The 17236-nt window shown below is 67.7% G+C and carries 18 protein-coding genes and 1 pseudogene; 16 read left to right on the forward strand and 3 right to left on the reverse strand.

Annotated features, from left to right (window positions below):
* Position 1 precedes the first annotated feature (1 nt).
* From DFS13_RS00915 to DFS13_RS00980, 14 genes are all read left to right on the forward strand, one after another.
* The gene (locus DFS13_RS00915) at positions 2 to 313 is read left to right on the forward strand and encodes a recombinase-like helix-turn-helix domain-containing protein (RefSeq protein WP_006489911.1); all 312 of its coding nucleotides are present in this window, start codon (positions 2 to 4) and stop codon (positions 311 to 313) included.
* A 54-nt stretch (positions 314 to 367) separates the two neighbouring features.
* Positions 368 to 1438: an aromatic ring-hydroxylating dioxygenase subunit alpha gene (locus DFS13_RS00920; protein ID WP_006489909.1), complete on the forward strand. Its 1071-nt coding sequence runs from the start codon at positions 368 to 370 to the stop codon at positions 1436 to 1438.
* A complete protein-coding gene (locus tag DFS13_RS00925; protein WP_006489881.1) occupies positions 1431 to 2201 on the forward strand; it encodes an SDR family oxidoreductase in 771 nt (256 codons plus the stop codon). The genes DFS13_RS00920 and DFS13_RS00925 overlap by 8 nt, the downstream gene beginning before the upstream one ends.
* A gap of 34 nt (positions 2202 to 2235) precedes the next feature.
* Positions 2236 to 2763: a cupin domain-containing protein gene (locus DFS13_RS00930; RefSeq protein WP_006489904.1), complete on the forward strand. Its 528-nt coding sequence runs from the start codon at positions 2236 to 2238 to the stop codon at positions 2761 to 2763.
* A gap of 18 nt (positions 2764 to 2781) precedes the next feature.
* On the forward strand, positions 2782 to 3678 hold the full coding sequence (locus DFS13_RS00935) for an alpha/beta fold hydrolase (RefSeq protein ID WP_006496927.1): 897 nt from the start codon (positions 2782 to 2784) through the stop codon (positions 3676 to 3678).
* Between the two features lie 38 nt (positions 3679 to 3716).
* Positions 3717 to 4574: an IclR family transcriptional regulator gene (locus DFS13_RS00940; protein WP_006496928.1), complete on the forward strand. Its 858-nt coding sequence runs from the start codon at positions 3717 to 3719 to the stop codon at positions 4572 to 4574.
* Positions 4571 to 5368: an SDR family oxidoreductase gene (locus DFS13_RS00945; RefSeq protein ID WP_034202180.1), complete on the forward strand. Its 798-nt coding sequence runs from the start codon at positions 4571 to 4573 to the stop codon at positions 5366 to 5368. The genes DFS13_RS00940 and DFS13_RS00945 overlap by 4 nt, the downstream gene beginning before the upstream one ends.
* Positions 5361 to 7028: a thiamine pyrophosphate-binding protein gene (locus DFS13_RS00950; protein ID WP_105865758.1), complete on the forward strand. Its 1668-nt coding sequence runs from the start codon at positions 5361 to 5363 to the stop codon at positions 7026 to 7028. The genes DFS13_RS00945 and DFS13_RS00950 overlap by 8 nt, the downstream gene beginning before the upstream one ends.
* On the forward strand, positions 7021 to 7848 hold the full coding sequence (locus DFS13_RS00955; RefSeq protein WP_034202181.1) for an aspartate dehydrogenase: 828 nt from the start codon (positions 7021 to 7023) through the stop codon (positions 7846 to 7848). Before DFS13_RS00950 ends, DFS13_RS00955 begins: the two co-directional genes overlap by 8 nt.
* A 72-nt stretch (positions 7849 to 7920) precedes the next feature.
* Complete coding sequence (locus tag DFS13_RS00960) at positions 7921 to 9411, forward strand: aldehyde dehydrogenase (RefSeq protein ID WP_006487205.1); 1491 nt, start codon at positions 7921 to 7923, stop codon at positions 9409 to 9411.
* 18 nt (positions 9412 to 9429) lie between these two features.
* Positions 9430 to 10392 carry a VOC family protein gene (locus tag DFS13_RS00965; protein WP_111441292.1) on the forward strand — a complete coding sequence of 321 codons (963 nt, stop codon included), beginning with the start codon at positions 9430 to 9432 and terminating at the stop codon, positions 10390 to 10392.
* The gene (locus tag DFS13_RS00970) at positions 10389 to 11633 is read left to right on the forward strand and encodes an NAD(P)/FAD-dependent oxidoreductase (protein WP_006487198.1); all 1245 of its coding nucleotides are present in this window, start codon (positions 10389 to 10391) and stop codon (positions 11631 to 11633) included. Before DFS13_RS00965 ends, DFS13_RS00970 begins: the two co-directional genes overlap by 4 nt.
* A 36-nt stretch (positions 11634 to 11669) precedes the next feature.
* Positions 11670 to 13070, forward strand: coding sequence for an MFS transporter (locus tag DFS13_RS00975; protein ID WP_006487206.1), 1401 nt, complete (start codon positions 11670 to 11672; stop codon positions 13068 to 13070).
* 172 nt (positions 13071 to 13242) lie between these two features.
* On the forward strand, positions 13243 to 13797 hold the full coding sequence (locus tag DFS13_RS00980; protein WP_006487190.1) for a GNAT family N-acetyltransferase: 555 nt from the start codon (positions 13243 to 13245) through the stop codon (positions 13795 to 13797).
* Between the two features lie 12 nt (positions 13798 to 13809).
* On the opposite strand, the gene DFS13_RS00985 is transcribed toward DFS13_RS00980, so the two are convergent.
* The 3 genes from DFS13_RS00985 to DFS13_RS00995 form a co-directional block, all read right to left on the reverse strand.
* A complete protein-coding gene (locus DFS13_RS00985) occupies positions 13810 to 14208 on the reverse strand; it encodes a RidA family protein (RefSeq protein ID WP_034202185.1) in 399 nt (132 codons plus the stop codon).
* Between the two features lie 87 nt (positions 14209 to 14295).
* Positions 14296 to 15222 (reverse strand): ADP-ribosylglycohydrolase family protein, encoded by a 927-nt coding sequence (locus tag DFS13_RS00990; protein ID WP_077175845.1) that lies wholly within the window; start codon positions 15220 to 15222, stop codon positions 14296 to 14298.
* Between the two features lie 160 nt (positions 15223 to 15382).
* On the reverse strand, positions 15383 to 16285 hold the full coding sequence (locus DFS13_RS00995) for a hypothetical protein (protein ID WP_062910416.1): 903 nt from the start codon (positions 16283 to 16285) through the stop codon (positions 15383 to 15385).
* A gap of 310 nt (positions 16286 to 16595) precedes the next feature.
* Here DFS13_RS00995 and DFS13_RS01000 point away from each other — a divergent pair, with 310 nt between their 5' ends.
* Both DFS13_RS01000 and DFS13_RS40705 read left to right on the forward strand, forming a co-directional pair.
* Positions 16596 to 17009: a PPC domain-containing DNA-binding protein gene (locus DFS13_RS01000; protein ID WP_111441293.1), complete on the forward strand. Its 414-nt coding sequence runs from the start codon at positions 16596 to 16598 to the stop codon at positions 17007 to 17009.
* Positions 17010 to 17111: 102 nt separating this feature from the next.
* Positions 17112 to 17207: pseudogene (locus DFS13_RS40705) on the forward strand (DUF4274 domain-containing protein); the annotation flags it as partial.
* Positions 17208 to 17236 lie beyond the last annotated feature (29 nt).

A 17236-nucleotide genomic window follows, 5' to 3' on the forward strand; every position in this document is an offset into this window, starting at 1 on the left:
CATGAAAGAAGCGACCGTCAACTTCAATCCCTTCCTGAAGCCGTGGGTGGCGCCGCAGCCGAACAACATCGCGGGCAAGGGGCAGATCGAAATCCCCGGCCAGGTCGAGAACCAGGTCTGGCAGAACCGCAAGGCCGCACCCACGCAGTACGAGAACGACCTCGGCGATGCGCTCGAACGCGTGTTCGAGAGCGGCGCGACCGAGCTGGACGATGTCGTCGCGGGCCTGAACCGCATCGGCTTCCGCGCGCCGGACGGCACCGCGTGGACCGCGGCGCGCTTTCGCGCCGAAATGGCCGCGCTGGCGGAATGAGCGCGCGCGCCGCGTGACCACCGACCCGACGACAACCGAATCCGGAGCACACTGATGACGTCCCCCGACCAACACGAAGCCCAACACGACCCGGTCCGTGACTATCTCGACCGCGGCATCAAGAACTACTGGTATCCCGTCGCACCGAGCTGGCAGGTGTCGAATGCACCGGTCGGCCTCACGCGCCTGTCCGAGCAGATCGTGCTGTGGCGCGATCACGACGGCAAGGTCCACGCACTGGAAGACCGTTGCCCGCACCGCGGCGCGCGCCTGTCGCTCGGCTGGAACCTCGGCGGCAACATCGCGTGCTGGTATCACGGCATCGAAGTCGACGGCGGCGGCACGGTCAATCGCGTGCCGGCGGTGTCGAACTGTCCGCTCGAAGGCACGAAGTGCGTGAAGTCGTATCCGGTCGAAGAGAAGGCCGGCGCGATCTTCCTGTGGTTCGGCGACGAAGCGCACGGCGAGCCGGCGCCGCTGAACCTGCCGGAAGAACTGGTCGCCGAAGAGTATGGCCACTTCCTGTGCGTATCGAACTGGAAGTGCAATTACCAGTACGCGATCGACAACGTGATGGACCCGATGCACGGCGCGTATCTGCACGCCACGTCGCACTCGATGGCCGAAGGCGACAAGCAGGCCGACATGCGCGTGCGCAAGACCGAAACGGGGCTGATGTTCGAGAAGATCGGCCAGCGCGACGTGAACTTCGACTGGGTCGAGCTCGGCGAAACGGGCTGCCTGTGGATGCGTCTCGCGATTCCGTACAAGCAGAAGTTCGGCCCCGGCGGCAACTTCGGGATCATCGGCTTCGCGACGCCGGTCGACGGCGACCACTGCCAGGTCTATTTCTGGCGTACCCGCAAGGTCAGCGGCTGGCAGCGCGACGTGTGGCGCTTCATGTACCGCAACCGCCTCGAGGGTCTGCACTGGGACGTGCTCGAGCAGGATCGCTACGTCCTCGAAAGCCTCGCGCCGCATGCGCGCGATCACGAATACCTGTACCAGCACGACGTCGGCATCACGCGTGTGCGCCGGATGCTGCGCCAGCGTGCGCAGGAACACCTGTCCGCGCTCGACGCGCATCGTGCGGCGCATGCCGCCGCGGAGCCCGCGAATGGCTGAGCTCGCTCCGATCGTCGCGCTGCCCGGTCGCCGCGTGCTCGTCACGGGCGGCGCGCGCGGTCTCGGCGCCGCCTTCGTGAAGGCGCTGGTCGAAGCGGGCGCGCAGGTCGCGTTCGGCGACGTGCTCGCGCAAGAGGGCCGCGCGCTGGCCGCGCAGCTCGCGCAAGCCGGCCACACCGCGCATTTCTTCGCACTCGACCTCGCCGATCCGGCCAGCATCGACGCATTCGTCGCGCAGGGCGCGGCGGCGCTCGGCGGCCTCGACGCGCTGATCAACAACGCGGCGATCACGAACTCGGGCGGCAAGCTGTCGACGGAGCTCGACGTGTCGACGTGGGACGCCGTGATGAACGTGAACGTGCGCGGCGTATGGCTCGTCAGCAACGCGGCGCTGCCGCACCTCGCGCGGTCGGGTCGCGGCGCGATCGTGAATCTTGCGTCGGACACCGCGCTGTGGGGCGCGCCGAAGCTGCTCGCGTACGTCGCGAGCAAGGGCGCGGTGATCGCGATGACGCATGCGCAGGCGCGCGAGTTCGGCGCGCACGGCGTGACGGTCAACGCGATCGCGCCGGGGCTGACCGAAGTCGAGGCGACCGCGTACGTGCCGGCGGAACGCCATGCGTTCTACCTGCAGGGCCGTGCGCTGACACGCGCGCAGGTGCCCGACGACGTGACGGGCCCGGTGCTGTTCCTGCTGTCGGACGGCGCGCGCTTCGTGACGGGCCAACTGCTGCCGGTCAACGGCGGCTTCGTAATGAACTGAATTGCAGTTTTCACTCGGAATGAAGGAGAGGACGATGGCGGACGCCGATCTCGAACGCAAGTCGTGGGACCAGCCGGAAGGCGCAAGCTTCAACGACTGGATGGAAGGGCGCGTCGCGCGCTATGCGACGCGGCGCTACGACTGGGACGCGCTGAAGTTCCAGGCCGATTACGACCCGAAGTACCGCCGTGCGCAGATGCGCTATGTCGGCACGGGCGGCACGGGCGTCGCGAAAGACGTCAACACGGTGCCGGCCGGCAACTTCACGTTCTCGACGATGGTCATCCCGGCCGGCAACATCGGGCCGAGCCACATCCATATCGACGTCGAGGAAATCTTCTTCGTGCTGCGCGGCAAGATGAAGGTGATCTGCGAGCGCGACGGCGAGACGTGGGAAGCGATCCTCGGCGAGCGCGACCTGATCTCGGTGCCGCCGGGCGTGTATCGCACGGAAATCAACATCGGCGAGGAAGATGCGCTGATGTGCGTGATGCTCGGTTCGTCGAAGCCGATCACGCCGACGTATCCGCCCGATTCGCCGCTCGCGAAGATCAAGCGTTGAGACGGAGCGGGTGAAGCAATGAGTGTCATCGACAAACGTGAACGCGACCGCACCGCGGCGTTCGCCGCGCTGCTCGGGCAGTTTCCCGAGCAGCGTTGCGCGGCCGGCGCGGCGGGCACGATCGGTTATCGCGAGGCCGGCGCGCAGCATGCGGGCCGCGCGCTGCCCGTCGTGCTGCTGCACGGGATCGGCTCGGGCGCCGCGTCGTGGGTCCGTCAGCTCGACACGCTGGGCGCGTCGCGGCGCGTGCTCGCGTGGGATGCGCCCGGATACGGCGTGTCGACGCCCGTGCACGGCGCGTCGCCGGCCGCCGCCGATTACGCGGCAGCGCTGAACGCGTGGCTCGAGGCACTCGGCATCGAACGCTGCGTCCTGGTCGGCCATTCGCTCGGCGCGATCATCGCGGGCGGCCTCGCCCGCGTGACGCCCGCGCGGATCGCCGGCCTGCTGCTGGTGTCGCCCGCGGGCGGCTACGGCAGCGCACCGGCCGAGACCCGCGAAGCGCGCCGCGACGCGCGGCTCGCGATGCTCGCGGAACTCGGCCCGGCCGGGCTCGCCGAGCAGCGCAGCGGCAACATGCTGTCCGGTTTCGCGAACGAGGAGGCGAAGGCATGGGTGCGCTGGAACATGGCGCGCATCGTGCCGGCCGGCTATGCGCAGGCCACGCATCTGCTCGCGAACGCCGATCTCGCGGCCGATCTCGCCGGCTTCCGGGGCCGCACGGCCGTGGCCGTCGGCGCGAACGACGCGATCACGCCGCCCGCCGCGTGCGAGCGGATCGCCGCGGCCGCGCACGTCGGGCTGCAGGTGATTCCGCAGGCAGGGCACGCCGGCTATGTGGAAGCGCCGGCCGCGTATTCCGCGCTGATCGACTCGTTCTGCCGGCAGTGCGATACGCAGTGGGGGCTGGCATGAAGTCCCCCCACGCTCACCTTGGTTCGCGGGAGGCATAAATGAGCGAACCGCTGCAACAAAACGAATCCGAAAACGCGAAGGCCGAAGCCAGCTACGTGGTGCCGGGCCTCGAACGCGGGTTGCGGATTCTCGCCGAATTCTCGCCGCGCGAGCCCGTGCTCGGCGCGCCTGAACTGTCGAAGCGGCTCGGCATTCCGCGCACGACGGTGTTCCGTCTGCTGCAGACGCTCGAATCGCTCGGCTTTCTCGAACGCGCGGACAAGGATCGCAACTACAAGCTCGGCATCGCCGTGCTTCGGCTCGGCTTCGAATACCTGAGCTCGCTGGAGCTGACCGATCTCGGCCTGCCGGTGATCGAAAGCCTGCGCGATGCGACCGGCTTCACGACGCACATCGTGATCCGCGACGGCCGCGACGTGGTGTTCGTCGCGAAGGCGCAGAGCCAGTCGCCGGTGTTCAGTTCGATCCGCGTGAACGTCGGCACCCGGCTGCCCGCGCATGCGACGACGCACGGCCACGTGCTGATGGGCGACCTGTCGCTGAAGGAACTGCATGCGCTGTATCCGGAAGGCGTGCTGAACCGGATGACGAGCGCGACGCCGGAAACGGTCGACGCGCTGTACGAAGTGATCCGCGAGGATGCGCTGCGCGGCTACGGCGTCAGCAATTCGTCGTTCGAGCGCGGGATCTCGGTCGTCACGGCGCCGGTGCGCAACGAGACGCAGAAGATCGTCGCTTGCATCACGGTGACGGTGCCGCGTCCGGAGATCGACGCGGCGCTGATCGCGGACGGGCTGATCGACAAGGTGCAGCGCGCGGCGGCGGAACTGTCGCGGCGGCTGAATTACCGCTCGGATGACGAGCACACGTTTCTCAAAGCTTTAGGACTCCGATGATCCAGATCGATCTGAGCGGGCAAGTGGCGGTGGTGACGGGCGGTTCGTCCGGCATCGGACTCGCGACAGCCGAACGGTTTCTGCAGGCAGGCGCGTCGGTCGCGATCTGCGGCCGCGACGACGAACGCCTTGCACGCGCCGAGACGATGCTGCGCGGCAAGTATGCGGATGCACGACTGCTGGCCACGCGCTGCAACGTGCTCGACGAAGCCGACGTGACCGCGTTCGCGCAAGCGGTATCCGCGCGTTTCGGCCGCGCCGACATGCTGGTCAACAACGCCGGCCAGGGCCGCGTCTCGACCTTTGCCGACACGACCGACGACGCTTGGCGCGAAGAACTCGAACTGAAGTACTTCAGCATCATCCGCCCGACGCGCGCATTCCTGCCGCTGCTGCGCGATGCGGCTGCGCCGACGATCACCTGCGTGAACTCGCTGCTCGCGCTGCAGCCGGAGCCGCACATGGTCGCGACGTCGTCGGCGCGTGCCGGCGTGCTGAGTCTCGTGAAGTCGCTCGCGACTGAACTGGCGCCGCAGCGCATCCGCGTGAACTCGATCCTGATCGGCATCGTCGAGTCGGGGCAGTGGCGCCGCCGCTATGACACGCAGGCGCAGCCCGGCGAAAGCTGGGAGGACTGGACGGGCGCGCTCGCCCGCAAGAAGAACATTCCGCTGAACCGCTTCGGCAAGCCTGACGAGGCGGCCTGGGCACTTTTTTATCTCGCAACGCATCTGTCGTCCTACACGACGGGCAGCCATATCGACGTTTCTGGAGGCTTTGCACGCCATGTCTAAAAAAACCACGGTTGGCGAGCTGATTGCCGCCTTTCTCGAGCAGTGCGGCGTGAAAACCGCATTCGGTGTCATCTCGATCCACAACATGCCGATCCTCGACGCGATCAATTCGCGCGGCAACATCCGGTATGTCGGTGCGCGCGGCGAAGCGGGTGCGCTGAACATGGCCGACGGGCTGGCCCGCGTGTCGGGCGGCCTCGGCGTCGCATTCACGAGCACGGGCACGGCGGCCGGCAACGCGGCCGGCGCGATGGTCGAGGCGCTGACGGCCGGCACCGCGCTGCTGCACGTGACCGGGCAGATCGAGACACCGTATCTCGACCAGGATCTCGCGTACATCCACGAAGCGCCCGACCAATTGTCGATGCTCGACTCGATCTCGAAGGCCGCGTTCCGCGTGCGCACCGTCGAAACCGTGCTGCCGACGATCCGCGAAGCCGTGCGCATCGCGCAGACCGCGCCGACGGGCCCCGTGTCGGTCGAGATTCCGATCGACATCCAGGCGGCCGAAATCGAATGGCCGGAAGACCTCGCGCCCGCCCACGTCGCGGTGCGCGAGCACGACACCGCCCGCGTCGCGAAGCTCGCCGACGCGCTCGCGGCCAAGCGCCGCCCGCTGCTGTGGCTCGGCGGCGGGGCACGCCATGCACGCGAGGAAGTCGAACGCCTCGTGAAGCTCGGCTTCGGCGTCGTGACGAGCGTGCAGGGCCGCGGCGTGCTGCCGGAAGATCATCCGGCGACGCTCGGCGCGTTCAACGTGCATGCGTCCGTCGAGGCGTTCTACAAGACCTGCGACGCGCTCGTCGTGGTCGGCTCGCGCCTGCGCGGCAACGAAACGCTGAAGTACAAGCTCGCGCTGCCGCAGCCGCTGTTCCGCGTCGATGCCGATGCGCTCGCCGACAACCGCGGCTATCGCAACGCGCTGTTCGTGCACGGCGATTCGAAGCGCGTGCTGGCCGAACTGGCCGATCGCCTCGAAGGCCGCCTGTCGGTCGATCCGCGGTTCGCGGCCGATCTCGCGGCGGCCCGCGAGGAAGCGGTGGCCGACGTGTCGAAGGGCCTCGGGCCGTACAAGAAGCTCGTCGACACGCTGCAGGGCGTGGTGGGCCGCGACTACAACTGGGTGCGCGACGTGACGATCTCGAACAGCACGTGGGGCAACCGCCTGCTGAAGATCTTCGAGCCGCGCTCGGGCGTGCATGCGCTCGGCGGCGGCATCGGCCAGGGTATCCAGATGGGCATCGGCGCGGCGCTTGCGGGCACGGCGGCGAAGACGGTCTGCCTCGTCGGCGACGGCGGCCTGATGGTCAACGTCGGCGAGCTCGTGACGGCCGTGCAGGAAAACGCGAACGTGATGATCGTGCTGATGAACGACCAGTGCTACGGCGTGATCCGCAACATCCAGGACGCGCACTACGGCGGCCGCCGTTGCTTCGTGCAGCTGCACCAGCCCGATTTCGCGCAGTTCTGCGCGAGCTTCGGCCTCACGCACTACCGGATCACGTCGCTCGACCAGGCCGAAGCGATCGTGCGCGAAGGGATGGCGAAGGAAGGGCCGGTGATGGTCGAGGTCGACATGCTGTCGGTCGGTTCGTTCGCGTCGAACTTCGCGGGGCCGCCGGTGAAGACGGAAGCGCCGACGGAGCGCCAGTATGCATAACGGCCAGAAGCGCGCGCACGCGCCCGTCGACGTCGCGATGATCGGCTTCGGCGCGATCGGCGCGGCCGTGTACCACGCGGTCGAGCACGATGCGTCGCTGCGCGTCGCGCACGTGATCGTGCCGGCACACCAGCGCGCGGCGGTGCAGGGCGAGCTCGGCGACGCGGTGGAGGTCGTGTCGTCGGTCGACGCGCTGGCCCGCCGCCCCGAGTTCGCGCTCGAATGCGCGGGCCACAGCGCGCTCGTCGATCACGTCGTGCCGTTGCTGAAGGCCGGCACCGACTGCGCGGTCGCATCGATCGGCGCGCTGTCCGATCTCGCGCTGCTCGACGTGCTGTCGCAGGCCGCCGACGAAGGCGGCACGACGGTGACGCTGTTGTCGGGTGCGATCGGCGGCATCGACGCGCTGGCGTCCGCGAAGCAGGGCGGCCTCGACGAAGTGCTGTACGTCGGCCGCAAGCCGCCGCTCGGCTGGCTCGGCACGCCGGCCGAGGAATTGTGCGACCTGCGCGCGATGACCGGAGAAAAGGTGATCTTCGAAGGCACTGCACGCGACGCCGCGCGGCTGTATCCGAAGAACGCGAACGTCGCGGCGACGGTCGCGCTCGCGGGCCTCGGTCTCGACGCGACGCACGTGCGCCTGATCGCCGATCCGGCGGTGGCGCGCAACGTGCATCGCATCACCGCACGCGGCGCGTTCGGCGAGATGTCGCTGGAAATGAGCGGCAAGCCGCTGCCCGACAACCCGAAGACGTCCGCGCTGACGGCGTACAGCGCGATTCGCGCGCTGCGCAACCGCGCGGCCCGCTGCGTGATCTGACCGGACCATCGAGCGTCCGCCCGCGCCACGGCGAGGGCGGACGTGCAGAGACAGATTTGTGGGACTTGTGACATGACTCCTTTCGATACGCGCCTCGTACCCGACGGCAACATCCTGATCGGCGGCGAGTGGCGGCGCGGCCGTGGCGCGCCTTACACGAGCATCTATCCGGCCGACCAGTCGGTGAACATGGAGGTGTCGACGGCGAACGCGGAAGACGCGGCCGACGCCGTCGTGGCGGCCGACGCCGCATGGCGTCGCGCCGACTGGGCCGGGCTGAAGCCGCATCTGCGCGCGCAGGTGCTGTACCGCATCGCCGACCTGATCATGCAGCGCCACGAAGCGCTCGCGAACCTGCAGCGCCGCGACAACGGCAAGCCGATCGGCGAGACGCGCGTGCTGGTGGCCAGCGCCGCGAACACGTTCCGCTATTTCGCGGCCTGCCTCGAGACGCTCGACGAAGAACTGACGCCGTCGCGCGGCGACTACCTGACGATGAGCGTGTACGAGCCGATCGGCGTGATCGCCGCGATCACGCCGTGGAATTCGCCGATCGCGTCCGACGCGCAGAAACTCGCCCCCGCGCTGGCCGGCGGCAACGCGGTGGTGCTCAAGCCGGCCGAGGTCACGCCGCTCGTATCGCTCGCGCTGGCGCGCATCTGCGAGGAAGCCGGCGTGCCGAAGGGCGTGCTGAGCGTGCTGCCGGGCAAGGGCTCGGTGATCGGCGACGTGCTCGTGCGTCATCCGCTGGTGAAGAAGGTGTCGTTTACCGGCGGCACCGAGGTTGGTCGCGGCATCGCGCGCATCGCGGCCGAGAAGCTGATGCCGGTGTCGCTCGAACTCGGCGGCAAGTCGCCGACGATCGTGTGCGACGACGCCGATCTCGATCACGCGGTCAACGGCGTGCTGTATGGCATCTTCAGCTCGTCGGGCGAAGCCTGCATCGCCGGTTCGCGGCTGTTCGTGCAGCGCGCGGTGTACGACGCATTCATGCAGCGCCTGGTGGCGGGCGCCCGCAAGCTGCGCGTGGGCGACCCGACGCGGCCCGACACGCAGATGGGCCCGCTGATCACCGCGAAGCATCGCGAGTCGGTCGAACGCTACGTCGCGCTCGGGCTGGAAGAAGGCGGCCGCCTGCTGTGCGGCGGCGAGCGGCCGGCGGGCGACGGGCGCGAGAACGGCTTCTTCTATCAACCGACGATTCTCGAAGGCTTGCCGAACAGCGCGCGCATCTGCCAGGAGGAAATCTTCGGGCCGGTGCTGGTCGCGATGCCGTTCGACGACGAAGCATCGCTGATCGCGCAGGCGAACGACAGCGTGTTCGGCCTCGCGGCCGGCATCTGGACGCGCGACTACAAGCGCGCATGGCGCATCGCGCGGGCGCTCGAGACGGGCACCGTCTGGATCAACACGTACAAGCTGTTCTCGATCTCCACGCCGTTCTCGGGCTGGAAGGAGAGCGGGATGGGGCGCGAGAAGGGGCGTCTCGGCATCCGCGAATACATGCAGCAGAAGAGCCTCTACTGGGGCTTGAACGACGCGCCGCTGCCGTGGGCGAACTGAGCGAAGGGGAATGACGCAATGAGCATCTTGGGAATCGAGCAGATCACGTACGGTGTCGACGACCTCGCCACCTGCCGGCGCTTTTTCGCCGACTGGGGGATGAAGGAAGTCGCGCACGACGACACGCGCGCCCGCTTCGAAACGCTGAACGGCTGCACCGTGCTGGCCGTCAAGGCCGACGATCCGGCGCTGCCGCCGGCGTTCGAGGCCGGTCCGACGCTGCGCGAAGTCACGTGGGGCGTCGCGACGCAGGCCGAACTCGACGCGCTGCGCACGAAGCTCGCCGGCCAACCCGGCTATTACGCACTGGACGATGCGGTCGGCTGCATCGATCCGAACGGGATGGCGATTCGCGTCGAAGTCACGCGCAAGCGCGCACTCGACATCGCGGGCTCGCCGTCGAACGTGTGGGGCCAGACGCTGCGCGTCGACCAGCCGAGCCCGGTCTATGCGCGCGCGGAGCCGGTCGAGGTCGGGCACGTCGTGTTCTTCACGAACTGCCTCGACGCGCAGGAAAAGTTCTATCACGAACTGCTCGGCTTCGAGACGTCGGACCGTTATCCGGGCCGCGGCGCATTCATGCGCTGCGCGCCGCACGGCGGCCATCACGACCTGTTCCTGCTCGCGCTGCCGAACGGAAAACGCGGCCTGAACCACGTCGCGTTCACCGTGCGCGACATCCACGAAGTGTTCGGCGGCGGCATGCACATCGACCGCTGCGGCTGGGAAACGCAGCTCGGCCCGGGGCGCCATCCGGTGTCGTCCGCGTACTTCTGGTACTTCCAGAACCCGGCCGGCGGCCTGATCGAGTATTACGCGGACGAAGACGTGCTGACGCCCGAATGGCAGCCGCGCGAATTCGAGCCGGGCCCGACCGTGTTCGCCGAATGGGCCGTCGACGGCGGCCTCGACGGCAATACGCGCCGGCAGAAGAACGCGAAGGCGCCGGAAGGCAAGTTCATGACGGAGCGCAAATCATGAGCGAAACGAACGCGCGGGAAGCGGCCGCGCCGGCCACGGTCGTCGTGATCGGCGGCGGCCAGGCCGCCGGCTGGGTGTTGAAGACGTTGCGCGCCGAAGGATACGCAGGCCGCCTCGTGATGATCGCCGACGAGCCGCATCTGCCGTACGAGCGCCCGCCGCTGTCGAAGGCCGTGCTGGCCGGCGACGCGGATATCGAAACCGTGCGCGTCGTGCGTCCCGACGAATTCGACGCGCTGAACGTCGAAGCATGGCAGCCGGAACGTGCGGCCTCCATCGACCGTGCACGCCGCGTGGTGAAAACCGAAAGCGGCCGCGAGATCGAATACGACCGGCTCGTGATCGCGACCGGCGGTACGTCGCGTCGCTTGCCCGATGCGCTCGTCAACACGCCGAACCTGCATTACCTGCGCACGCTCGACGAAGCGGCCGCACTCGGCGAGAAGCTGCGCGCGAGCCGGCGCGTGCTCGTGATCGGCGGTGGCTGGATCGGCCTCGAAGTCGCGGCGACCGCGCGCAAGCTCGGCGTCGAAGCCGTGGTCGTCGAAGGCGCGCCGCGCCTGTGTGGCCGCTCGGTGCCGCAGATCGTGTCCGACTTCCTGCTCGACCTGCATCGTTCGAACGGCGTCGACGTGCGGACGGGCGCCGCGCTCGCGTCGCTCGACCCGCGGCCGGACGACGCGTCGAAGGTGCGCGCGACGCTCGCCGACGGTACGACGATCGACGCCGATTTCGCGGTGGCCGGCATCGGCCTCGCGCTCAACGCATCGCTCGCGAGCGACGCGGGGCTCGCGGTCGACGACGGCATCGTCGTCGACGAATACGGCGCGACGAGCGACCCGGCGATCTTCGCGTGCGGCGACGTCGCGAACCATCACAACGGCTGGCTGAAGCGGCGCGTGCGGCTCGAATCGTGGGCCAACGCGCAGAACCAGGCGATCGCGGCGGCGAAGGCCGTGCTCGGCGTGCGCGCACCGTACGCGGAGATTCCGTGGTTCTGGTCCGATCAGTACGACGTGAACCTGCAGATCCTGGGCGATCTGCCGGCCGATGCGCAGCTCGTCGTGCGCGGCGATCTCGCCGCGCGTCGTGCGACGCTGTTTTTTGTCGGCGACGGACATGTGAGAGGTGTCATCGCCGTGAACAACGCGCGTGAGCTGAAACTCGCGCGCAAGTGGATGAACCAGGGCCGGGCAGTGGATACGGAAGCCCTGGCAGACACGACCCAAGCGCTTGCCTGACCGGCCCACCGGAAAGAGATCCAGGAGACACCCCGCATGAGCACTTTCGACAACGTCGTGGCCGGCAGGGCCACGATGGAAGCTGCCGCCTCCACGCCCGGCGCGATCATCGCGCGGCTCGAGCGGCTTCCGGCCAACTCGATGCAGATCCGCGCACGCGTGCTGATCGGCACCGCGACGTTCTTCGACGGCTTCGACGTGATCACGATCGCGGCGACGCTGCCGTTGCTGATTCACAAATGGGGGCTGTCGCCGACGCAGATCGGCATGCTGATCGCGTCCGGCGCGATCGGCCAGCTGATCGGCGCGTTCCTGTTTCCCGCGCTCGCGGAAAAGCACGGCCGCGTGAAGGCGATCGCGTGGAGTTCGGCCGTGATCGGCATCACGAGTATCGCGTGCGGCTTCGCGCCGACCTTCGAGGTGTTCGTGCTGCTGCGGATCCTGCAGGGGCTCGGGCTCGGCGGCGAGTTGCCGGTCGCCGCGACGTACATCAACGAGATCACGCGCGCACATGGCCGCGGCCGCTTCGTGCTGCTGTACGAGATCGTGTTCCCGATCGGCCTGCTCGTGTCGATGGCGCTCGGCGCGTGGCTCGTGCCGCGCTTCGGCTGGGAGATCATGTACTTCGTCGGCGGGCTGCCGCTGATCCTGTCGCTCGTGCTCACGCACCTCGTGCCGGAATCGCCGCGCTGGCTCGCGTCGCGCGGGCGGCTCGCGGAAGCCGGGCGTGCGGTTGGCGTGTTCGAAGGATCGGTGCGCGGCGAGCTGCCGCCCGTCACGCAGGTGGCCGCGTTCGACGAACTGGTGCGCCAGCATCCGAAACGCAGGATGAGCGACCTGTTCAGCGCCGCGTATCGCAAGCGCACGCTCGCGGTGGCGACGTTGTGGGCGACCTGCGGATTCATCCAGTACGGGCTGTCGACGTGGCTGCCGACGATCTACAAGAACTTCTATCACGCACCGCTGCAGCTCGCGCTGAATCTGGCGGTGATCGGCTCGGTGATGGGCGTGCTCGGGTCGCTCGCGTCCGCGCTGCTGGTCGACAAGCTCGGCCGCAAGCCGGTGATCGTGTGGTCGTTCGTGCTGTGCGCGCTGTCGCTGGCGCTCGCCGGCATCTATCACGCGTCGTCGGTGTACGTGGTCGCGATCTTCTGCTCGCTGTCGCTCGGGCTGATGGCGTCGGGCTTCATTACCGCGTACGTCTACACGCCGGAGCAGTATCCGACGAGCATCCGCGCGTCGGGCTGCGGGCTCGGCAGCGCGTGGCTGAAGATCGCGTCGTTCGTCGCGCCGATGGTCGTGCCGCACGCGATCATCGGCGGGAATCTCGCACCGGCGTTCTACCTGATCGGCGTCGTGCCGCTGATCGCGGCGCTGACCGTGCACTTCGTCGGGATCGAGACGAAGGGGAAGGTGCTGGAGGCGCTCGAGGCGTAAGCGCATTGCGCAGCGGTGGATGAGGTGAACCGAGAGGCCCGGGCGATGCTCCCGGGCCTCTTTGTTTCGGGGGCGCCTCGCGGGGGCGTGCAGGGTGCCGAGCGTACGCGCGATTGTTGGCGCGTGGCGCGCGTGTTCTAATTCACGGTCCCGATTTCGTCAGACGATTGCCATGCCCCTGTTCGAACCCGTCACGCTGCATACCGCTCGACTCGTGCTGCGCCCGCTTCGCGAAGCAGACGCGCCGACTTTCTTCGAGATCTGGTCCGATCCGGAAGCGATGCGCTACTTCTCGTTCTCGCCGATGACGCAGATCGAGCAGGCCGAGGCGCGCGTCGCGCGCAACGTGCAGACGTCCGCGAGCGGGGAGAGCCTGGTCTGCGTGCTCGAACTGCGGGAAACCGGCGAAGCGCTCGGCGAATGCGTGCTGTTCCATGCGAACGAGCAGTGCCGGCGAGCCGAGATCGGCTTCAGCCTGCGGCGCGCGTTCTGGCGCGGCGGATACATGTGCGAAGCGGCGTCGGCGATGATCGATCATGCCTTCGGCGCGCTGCGGCTGAACCGGATCGAGGCGGATATCGATCCGCGCAACGTCGCGTCGGCCGGGTTGCTTGAACGGCTCGGTTTCGTGCGGGAAGGGCTGCTGCGCGAACGCTGGATCGTCGGCGACGAAGTGTCGGACAGTGCGCTGTACGGGTTGCTGGCGAGCGATCGCGGCCGAGGCTGATGCGGCGGCCGGTTATTTCGCGGCAGGAACGATCGCGAACGCGTCCACTTCGACCAGTACCTCCGGGCGGAACAACGATGCCACGCCGACGAGCGCGCTTGCGGGCGGGCACGCGGTGTTGACCCAGCGGTCGCGCACCTCGCGAATCTGCGGCAACAGGCTCGAATCGAAATCGCGGACATAGATCGTCAGACGCGCGACGGATTCGAAGCCGACACCCGCGGTGCGAAGCGTATCGGCGATGTTCCTGAACACCTGATCGAGCTGCGTTGCATGATCGGCGCCGACAACCGCGCCCTCGGCATCGAACGGAACATGGCCGGACAAATACAGCGGTTGACCACCTTCGACGAGTATCGCTTGCGAAATGCCGGGAATCGTGGCGCCGGGGGGATTGATGGCACGCAGCATCGGAGCATCCTCTCAGGTTGATGCGGTTGTTCGGGGCGGCCCGGATCGGCCCGCCATCTTCGATTCACGGGCGATCGACAGCGGTATTCACAGCTTCGCGAGCCAGCCCTCGACCTTGTCTTTTCCGCGCAGCGTCGCAACCCATCGAGCGGGCAACGCCCGTTCGCCGTACACCACGCCGGCGAGGCTGCCGGCGATTGCCGCGGTCGTATCCGTGTCGTTGCCGAGCGCGATCGCGCGCTTCACGCAATCCTCGTAGCTGTCCGTCGACAGCAGGCAATGGATCGCCGACCAGAAGCTGTCGACCACATAGCCCGATCCTTGCGGTGCGTCGAAGCGGCCGTCGAGCACGATCTTCAGTTCGATTTCATCGGCCGTGCCTTCGTGGCGCGCGAGCAGTTCGTCCTCGGCCGTGCGCACCGCGTCGGGAGCCGACTGGCCGTCGACGATGCCCAGCGCCGTCAGGCAATAGAGCGCGCAGCAAAGCTGCGAACGCACGTGGCCGTGCGTGACGACGCTCTGCTTGCGCGCGAGCCGGATCGCGTCGTCGCGCGACGCCGCGACCATCACGACGGGAAAGCAGCGCATCAGCGAGCCGTTGCCGTTGTCGCGCTCGTCGCCGGGCCCGGCTGCCGCGGGCGCGGCGCCGGCCGCCAGCGCGTGGAACGCACGCTGCGTCTGCAGGCCGACGTCGAATACGCGGCCGTCCGGCGTGAACGCGCCGCGATGAAACCAGTCCAGCAGGTTGCCGGCGAACGTGTCGAGATTCAGGGCGTGCTCGCGCAGCAGCGCGTCGAGCAGCGCGAGCGCCTGCGCACCGTCGTCGCTCCAGGTGCCGGGCGGCACGCCGTCGTGCGCGCGCGCGAAGCCCGGCGGCGGTGTCATGTCGATCGCGGCGGGAGGCGGAATCGACGCGGCGTCGTGGAATTCGTACGGCACGCCGAGCGCGTCGCCGATCAGCAGGCCAAGCAGGCCGCCGCGCAGGCGGGATCGTCGGTTCGGAATCGGTGTCATCGAAAGGAATTCGGGTTGGGGCGGCGGAAAACCATGCACAAGACCTTGAGCTGAACCCCGTCATTATGCAGTCGCCGCCAATTGGCGTACTGTCCAGACTGTTCGCCGGCCGCCTTCGCGTGGTGGCGGCCGCAGTCGTCGTAGAAACGACCCGCGACGATCACGTCAACGCTCGCCCGGCCGCCACGTCGACAGGCACTTCGCGCTCCAGTGCCTTGGCGGCGAGTTCCCCGACCCAGTCTGCATCGGCGGGACCGACGACGCCATATTGATCCGGCGGAAAAAAAGCATAGTGATGAGCCGCCGCAGCCAGGCGCTCACATTCGGCGTGAGACAGCAGGTAGGACGTCACGGTCAATGGCGCCGCGGGTCCACTCCATCTCAATCCGATGCGGATATGGGTGCGTGGCGCAAATGCTATTGCCAATTCTCGCCGCGGGATCAATCGTTTCGTCTCCGAGGGGAACGTTGGCGGCGCGCCCCGACCGTCTGCCGCAATTCGATGATCCAGCACCAGCCAATGACCGGCGGACGTTCGGGCCAGGATCCACTGCCTGACTCGGGTCATGCTGGATTTGAGCTTGCCGTCGATCCATTCCTCGACGTAGAGGGGTTCCGGATCGTAGTCGTCCGACCACACGACGATTGCCGAGCATAGCGTATGGCGCTCCAATTCGACATGCCCGTTGGACGGCATTTCACGCCAGTACCGCTGTCGGGTGCCGTACGTCGCGACGCACCAGTTCAGGCCGATCCACGCTGCGATGAAGAGCGCCGTGACCCATATGACGGTGACGGCTGTTTCGCCAACCGCACGATCCATATCGAAGGCCCGATCGACCGTTCCGCGGTATGCAAGCATACCCAGCAAATACGCGAGCATCGGGATCGCAGGCCCGACTGCGACCGGCATCATCAGAATGGCGAGCCAGCTTCGGACATGCACGCTCCCCACCGACTTGGCGCGCGCACGCTCCTCATCGCTCATCGCCGCGACTTCCCGCGCGGCGATGTCGTCGCTTGGGGTGTGGAACCGCTCATACGTATTCTGGCATTTGGGCATTCGACGGGGCGTTCGGTGAAAGAGGGCGATAAAGCAGGGATTGCCTCGAGGAAGCGATTCTTGCATACGTTAGGGTCGGTTTTCATACGGACGCATGTGCGTTCGTACGGAAACGAACCGATGCGCTGCGGCTGGTGCGAAACCAGGCGGCAGGGGTCCGTATGCGGAGGCGCAGAGCCGAACGGTAGCGGATGAAACGACGCCGGGAAGACACCGACGCGCGGGGAGTATCGCGAGCGGATGACTTGCCGGATTCACGCGGCGAACGTACGCTTGATCGATACCACGATCGACCCACAGGTTCTCGACCATGCAAGCCCGTCCATTGCGTCTTTCCCCCGGCGACGATCTGCGCGGCGCCATCGAGGCAGCGCTACACCAGCATGAAGCGCACGCGGCCTTCGTGATCCAGGGTATCGGCAGCCTGAGCGTTGCGCAGTTGCGCTTCGCCGGCGTCGACCAGCCGACCGCGCTGCGCGGCGACCTCGAAATCCTGACGCTGGCCGGTTCGGTGTCGCCGGACGGCGCGCATCTGCACATGTCGGTCTCGGATGCGGACGGCCGCGTGACCGGCGGCCATGTCGCGAGTGGTTGCGTGGTGCGCACGACGGCCGAGATCCTGCTCGCGCTGCTGCCCGCGCATCGCTTCTCGCGCGAGCCCGATGCGGGCACCGGCTTCAACGAACTGGTGATCCGTCGCGAGCCGGGCGGCGACGCCGCATGAGTATCGCGAAGCGGCGCTAGAATCGCCGGTCATCGAAGCACTTCCCGTTACCGCTCATTCCGCAAGACGCACTCCATGGACGACACCGAAATCGAACAGAAAATGTGGGACATCGTCCGGACCTGGCTCGAAGGCGCGACGCCCGAGCAGTGGCACCGGTTCGCCGCACGCTCCAATTACGACGGCAACGGCCGCGCGTTGCGCTGGCTGCTGGACAACCGCAACGT

The sequence above is a fragment of the Burkholderia sp. 28_3 genome, from assembly GCF_003253915.1.
Classification (GTDB): domain Bacteria; phylum Pseudomonadota; class Gammaproteobacteria; order Burkholderiales; family Burkholderiaceae; genus Burkholderia; species Burkholderia cenocepacia.

Excerpts from the sequence above, each read along its gene's own strand:
- DFS13_RS00980 (WP_006487190.1), top strand. The coding sequence starts at position 13,243 with ATGCCCCTGTTCGAACCCGTCACGCTGCATACCGCTCGACTCGTGCTG.
- DFS13_RS00940 (WP_006496928.1), top strand. The coding sequence starts at position 3,717 with ATGAGCGAACCGCTGCAACAAAACGAATCCGAAAACGCGAAGGCCGAA.
- DFS13_RS00985 (WP_034202185.1), bottom strand. The coding sequence starts at position 14,208 with ATGCTGCGTGCCATCAATCCCCCCGGCGCCACGATTCCCGGCATTTCG.
- DFS13_RS00970 (WP_006487198.1), top strand. The coding sequence starts at position 10,389 with ATGAGCGAAACGAACGCGCGGGAAGCGGCCGCGCCGGCCACGGTCGTC.
- DFS13_RS00945 (WP_034202180.1), top strand. The coding sequence starts at position 4,571 with ATGATCCAGATCGATCTGAGCGGGCAAGTGGCGGTGGTGACGGGCGGT.
- DFS13_RS00975 (WP_006487206.1), top strand. The coding sequence starts at position 11,670 with ATGAGCACTTTCGACAACGTCGTGGCCGGCAGGGCCACGATGGAAGCT.
- DFS13_RS00935 (WP_006496927.1), top strand. The coding sequence starts at position 2,782 with ATGAGTGTCATCGACAAACGTGAACGCGACCGCACCGCGGCGTTCGCC.
- DFS13_RS00915 (WP_006489911.1), top strand. The coding sequence starts at position 2 with ATGAAAGAAGCGACCGTCAACTTCAATCCCTTCCTGAAGCCGTGGGTG.
- DFS13_RS00930 (WP_006489904.1), top strand. The coding sequence starts at position 2,236 with ATGGCGGACGCCGATCTCGAACGCAAGTCGTGGGACCAGCCGGAAGGC.
- DFS13_RS00920 (WP_006489909.1), top strand. The coding sequence starts at position 368 with ATGACGTCCCCCGACCAACACGAAGCCCAACACGACCCGGTCCGTGAC.
- DFS13_RS00960 (WP_006487205.1), top strand. The coding sequence starts at position 7,921 with ATGACTCCTTTCGATACGCGCCTCGTACCCGACGGCAACATCCTGATC.
- DFS13_RS00955 (WP_034202181.1), top strand. The coding sequence starts at position 7,021 with ATGCATAACGGCCAGAAGCGCGCGCACGCGCCCGTCGACGTCGCGATG.
- DFS13_RS00925 (WP_006489881.1), top strand. The coding sequence starts at position 1,431 with ATGGCTGAGCTCGCTCCGATCGTCGCGCTGCCCGGTCGCCGCGTGCTC.
- DFS13_RS00965 (WP_111441292.1), top strand. The coding sequence starts at position 9,430 with ATGAGCATCTTGGGAATCGAGCAGATCACGTACGGTGTCGACGACCTC.
- DFS13_RS00995 (WP_062910416.1), bottom strand. The coding sequence starts at position 16,285 with ATGCCCAAATGCCAGAATACGTATGAGCGGTTCCACACCCCAAGCGAC.
- DFS13_RS00990 (WP_077175845.1), bottom strand. The coding sequence starts at position 15,222 with ATGACACCGATTCCGAACCGACGATCCCGCCTGCGCGGCGGCCTGCTT.
- DFS13_RS00950 (WP_105865758.1), top strand. The coding sequence starts at position 5,361 with ATGTCTAAAAAAACCACGGTTGGCGAGCTGATTGCCGCCTTTCTCGAG.
- DFS13_RS01000 (WP_111441293.1), top strand. The coding sequence starts at position 16,596 with ATGCAAGCCCGTCCATTGCGTCTTTCCCCCGGCGACGATCTGCGCGGC.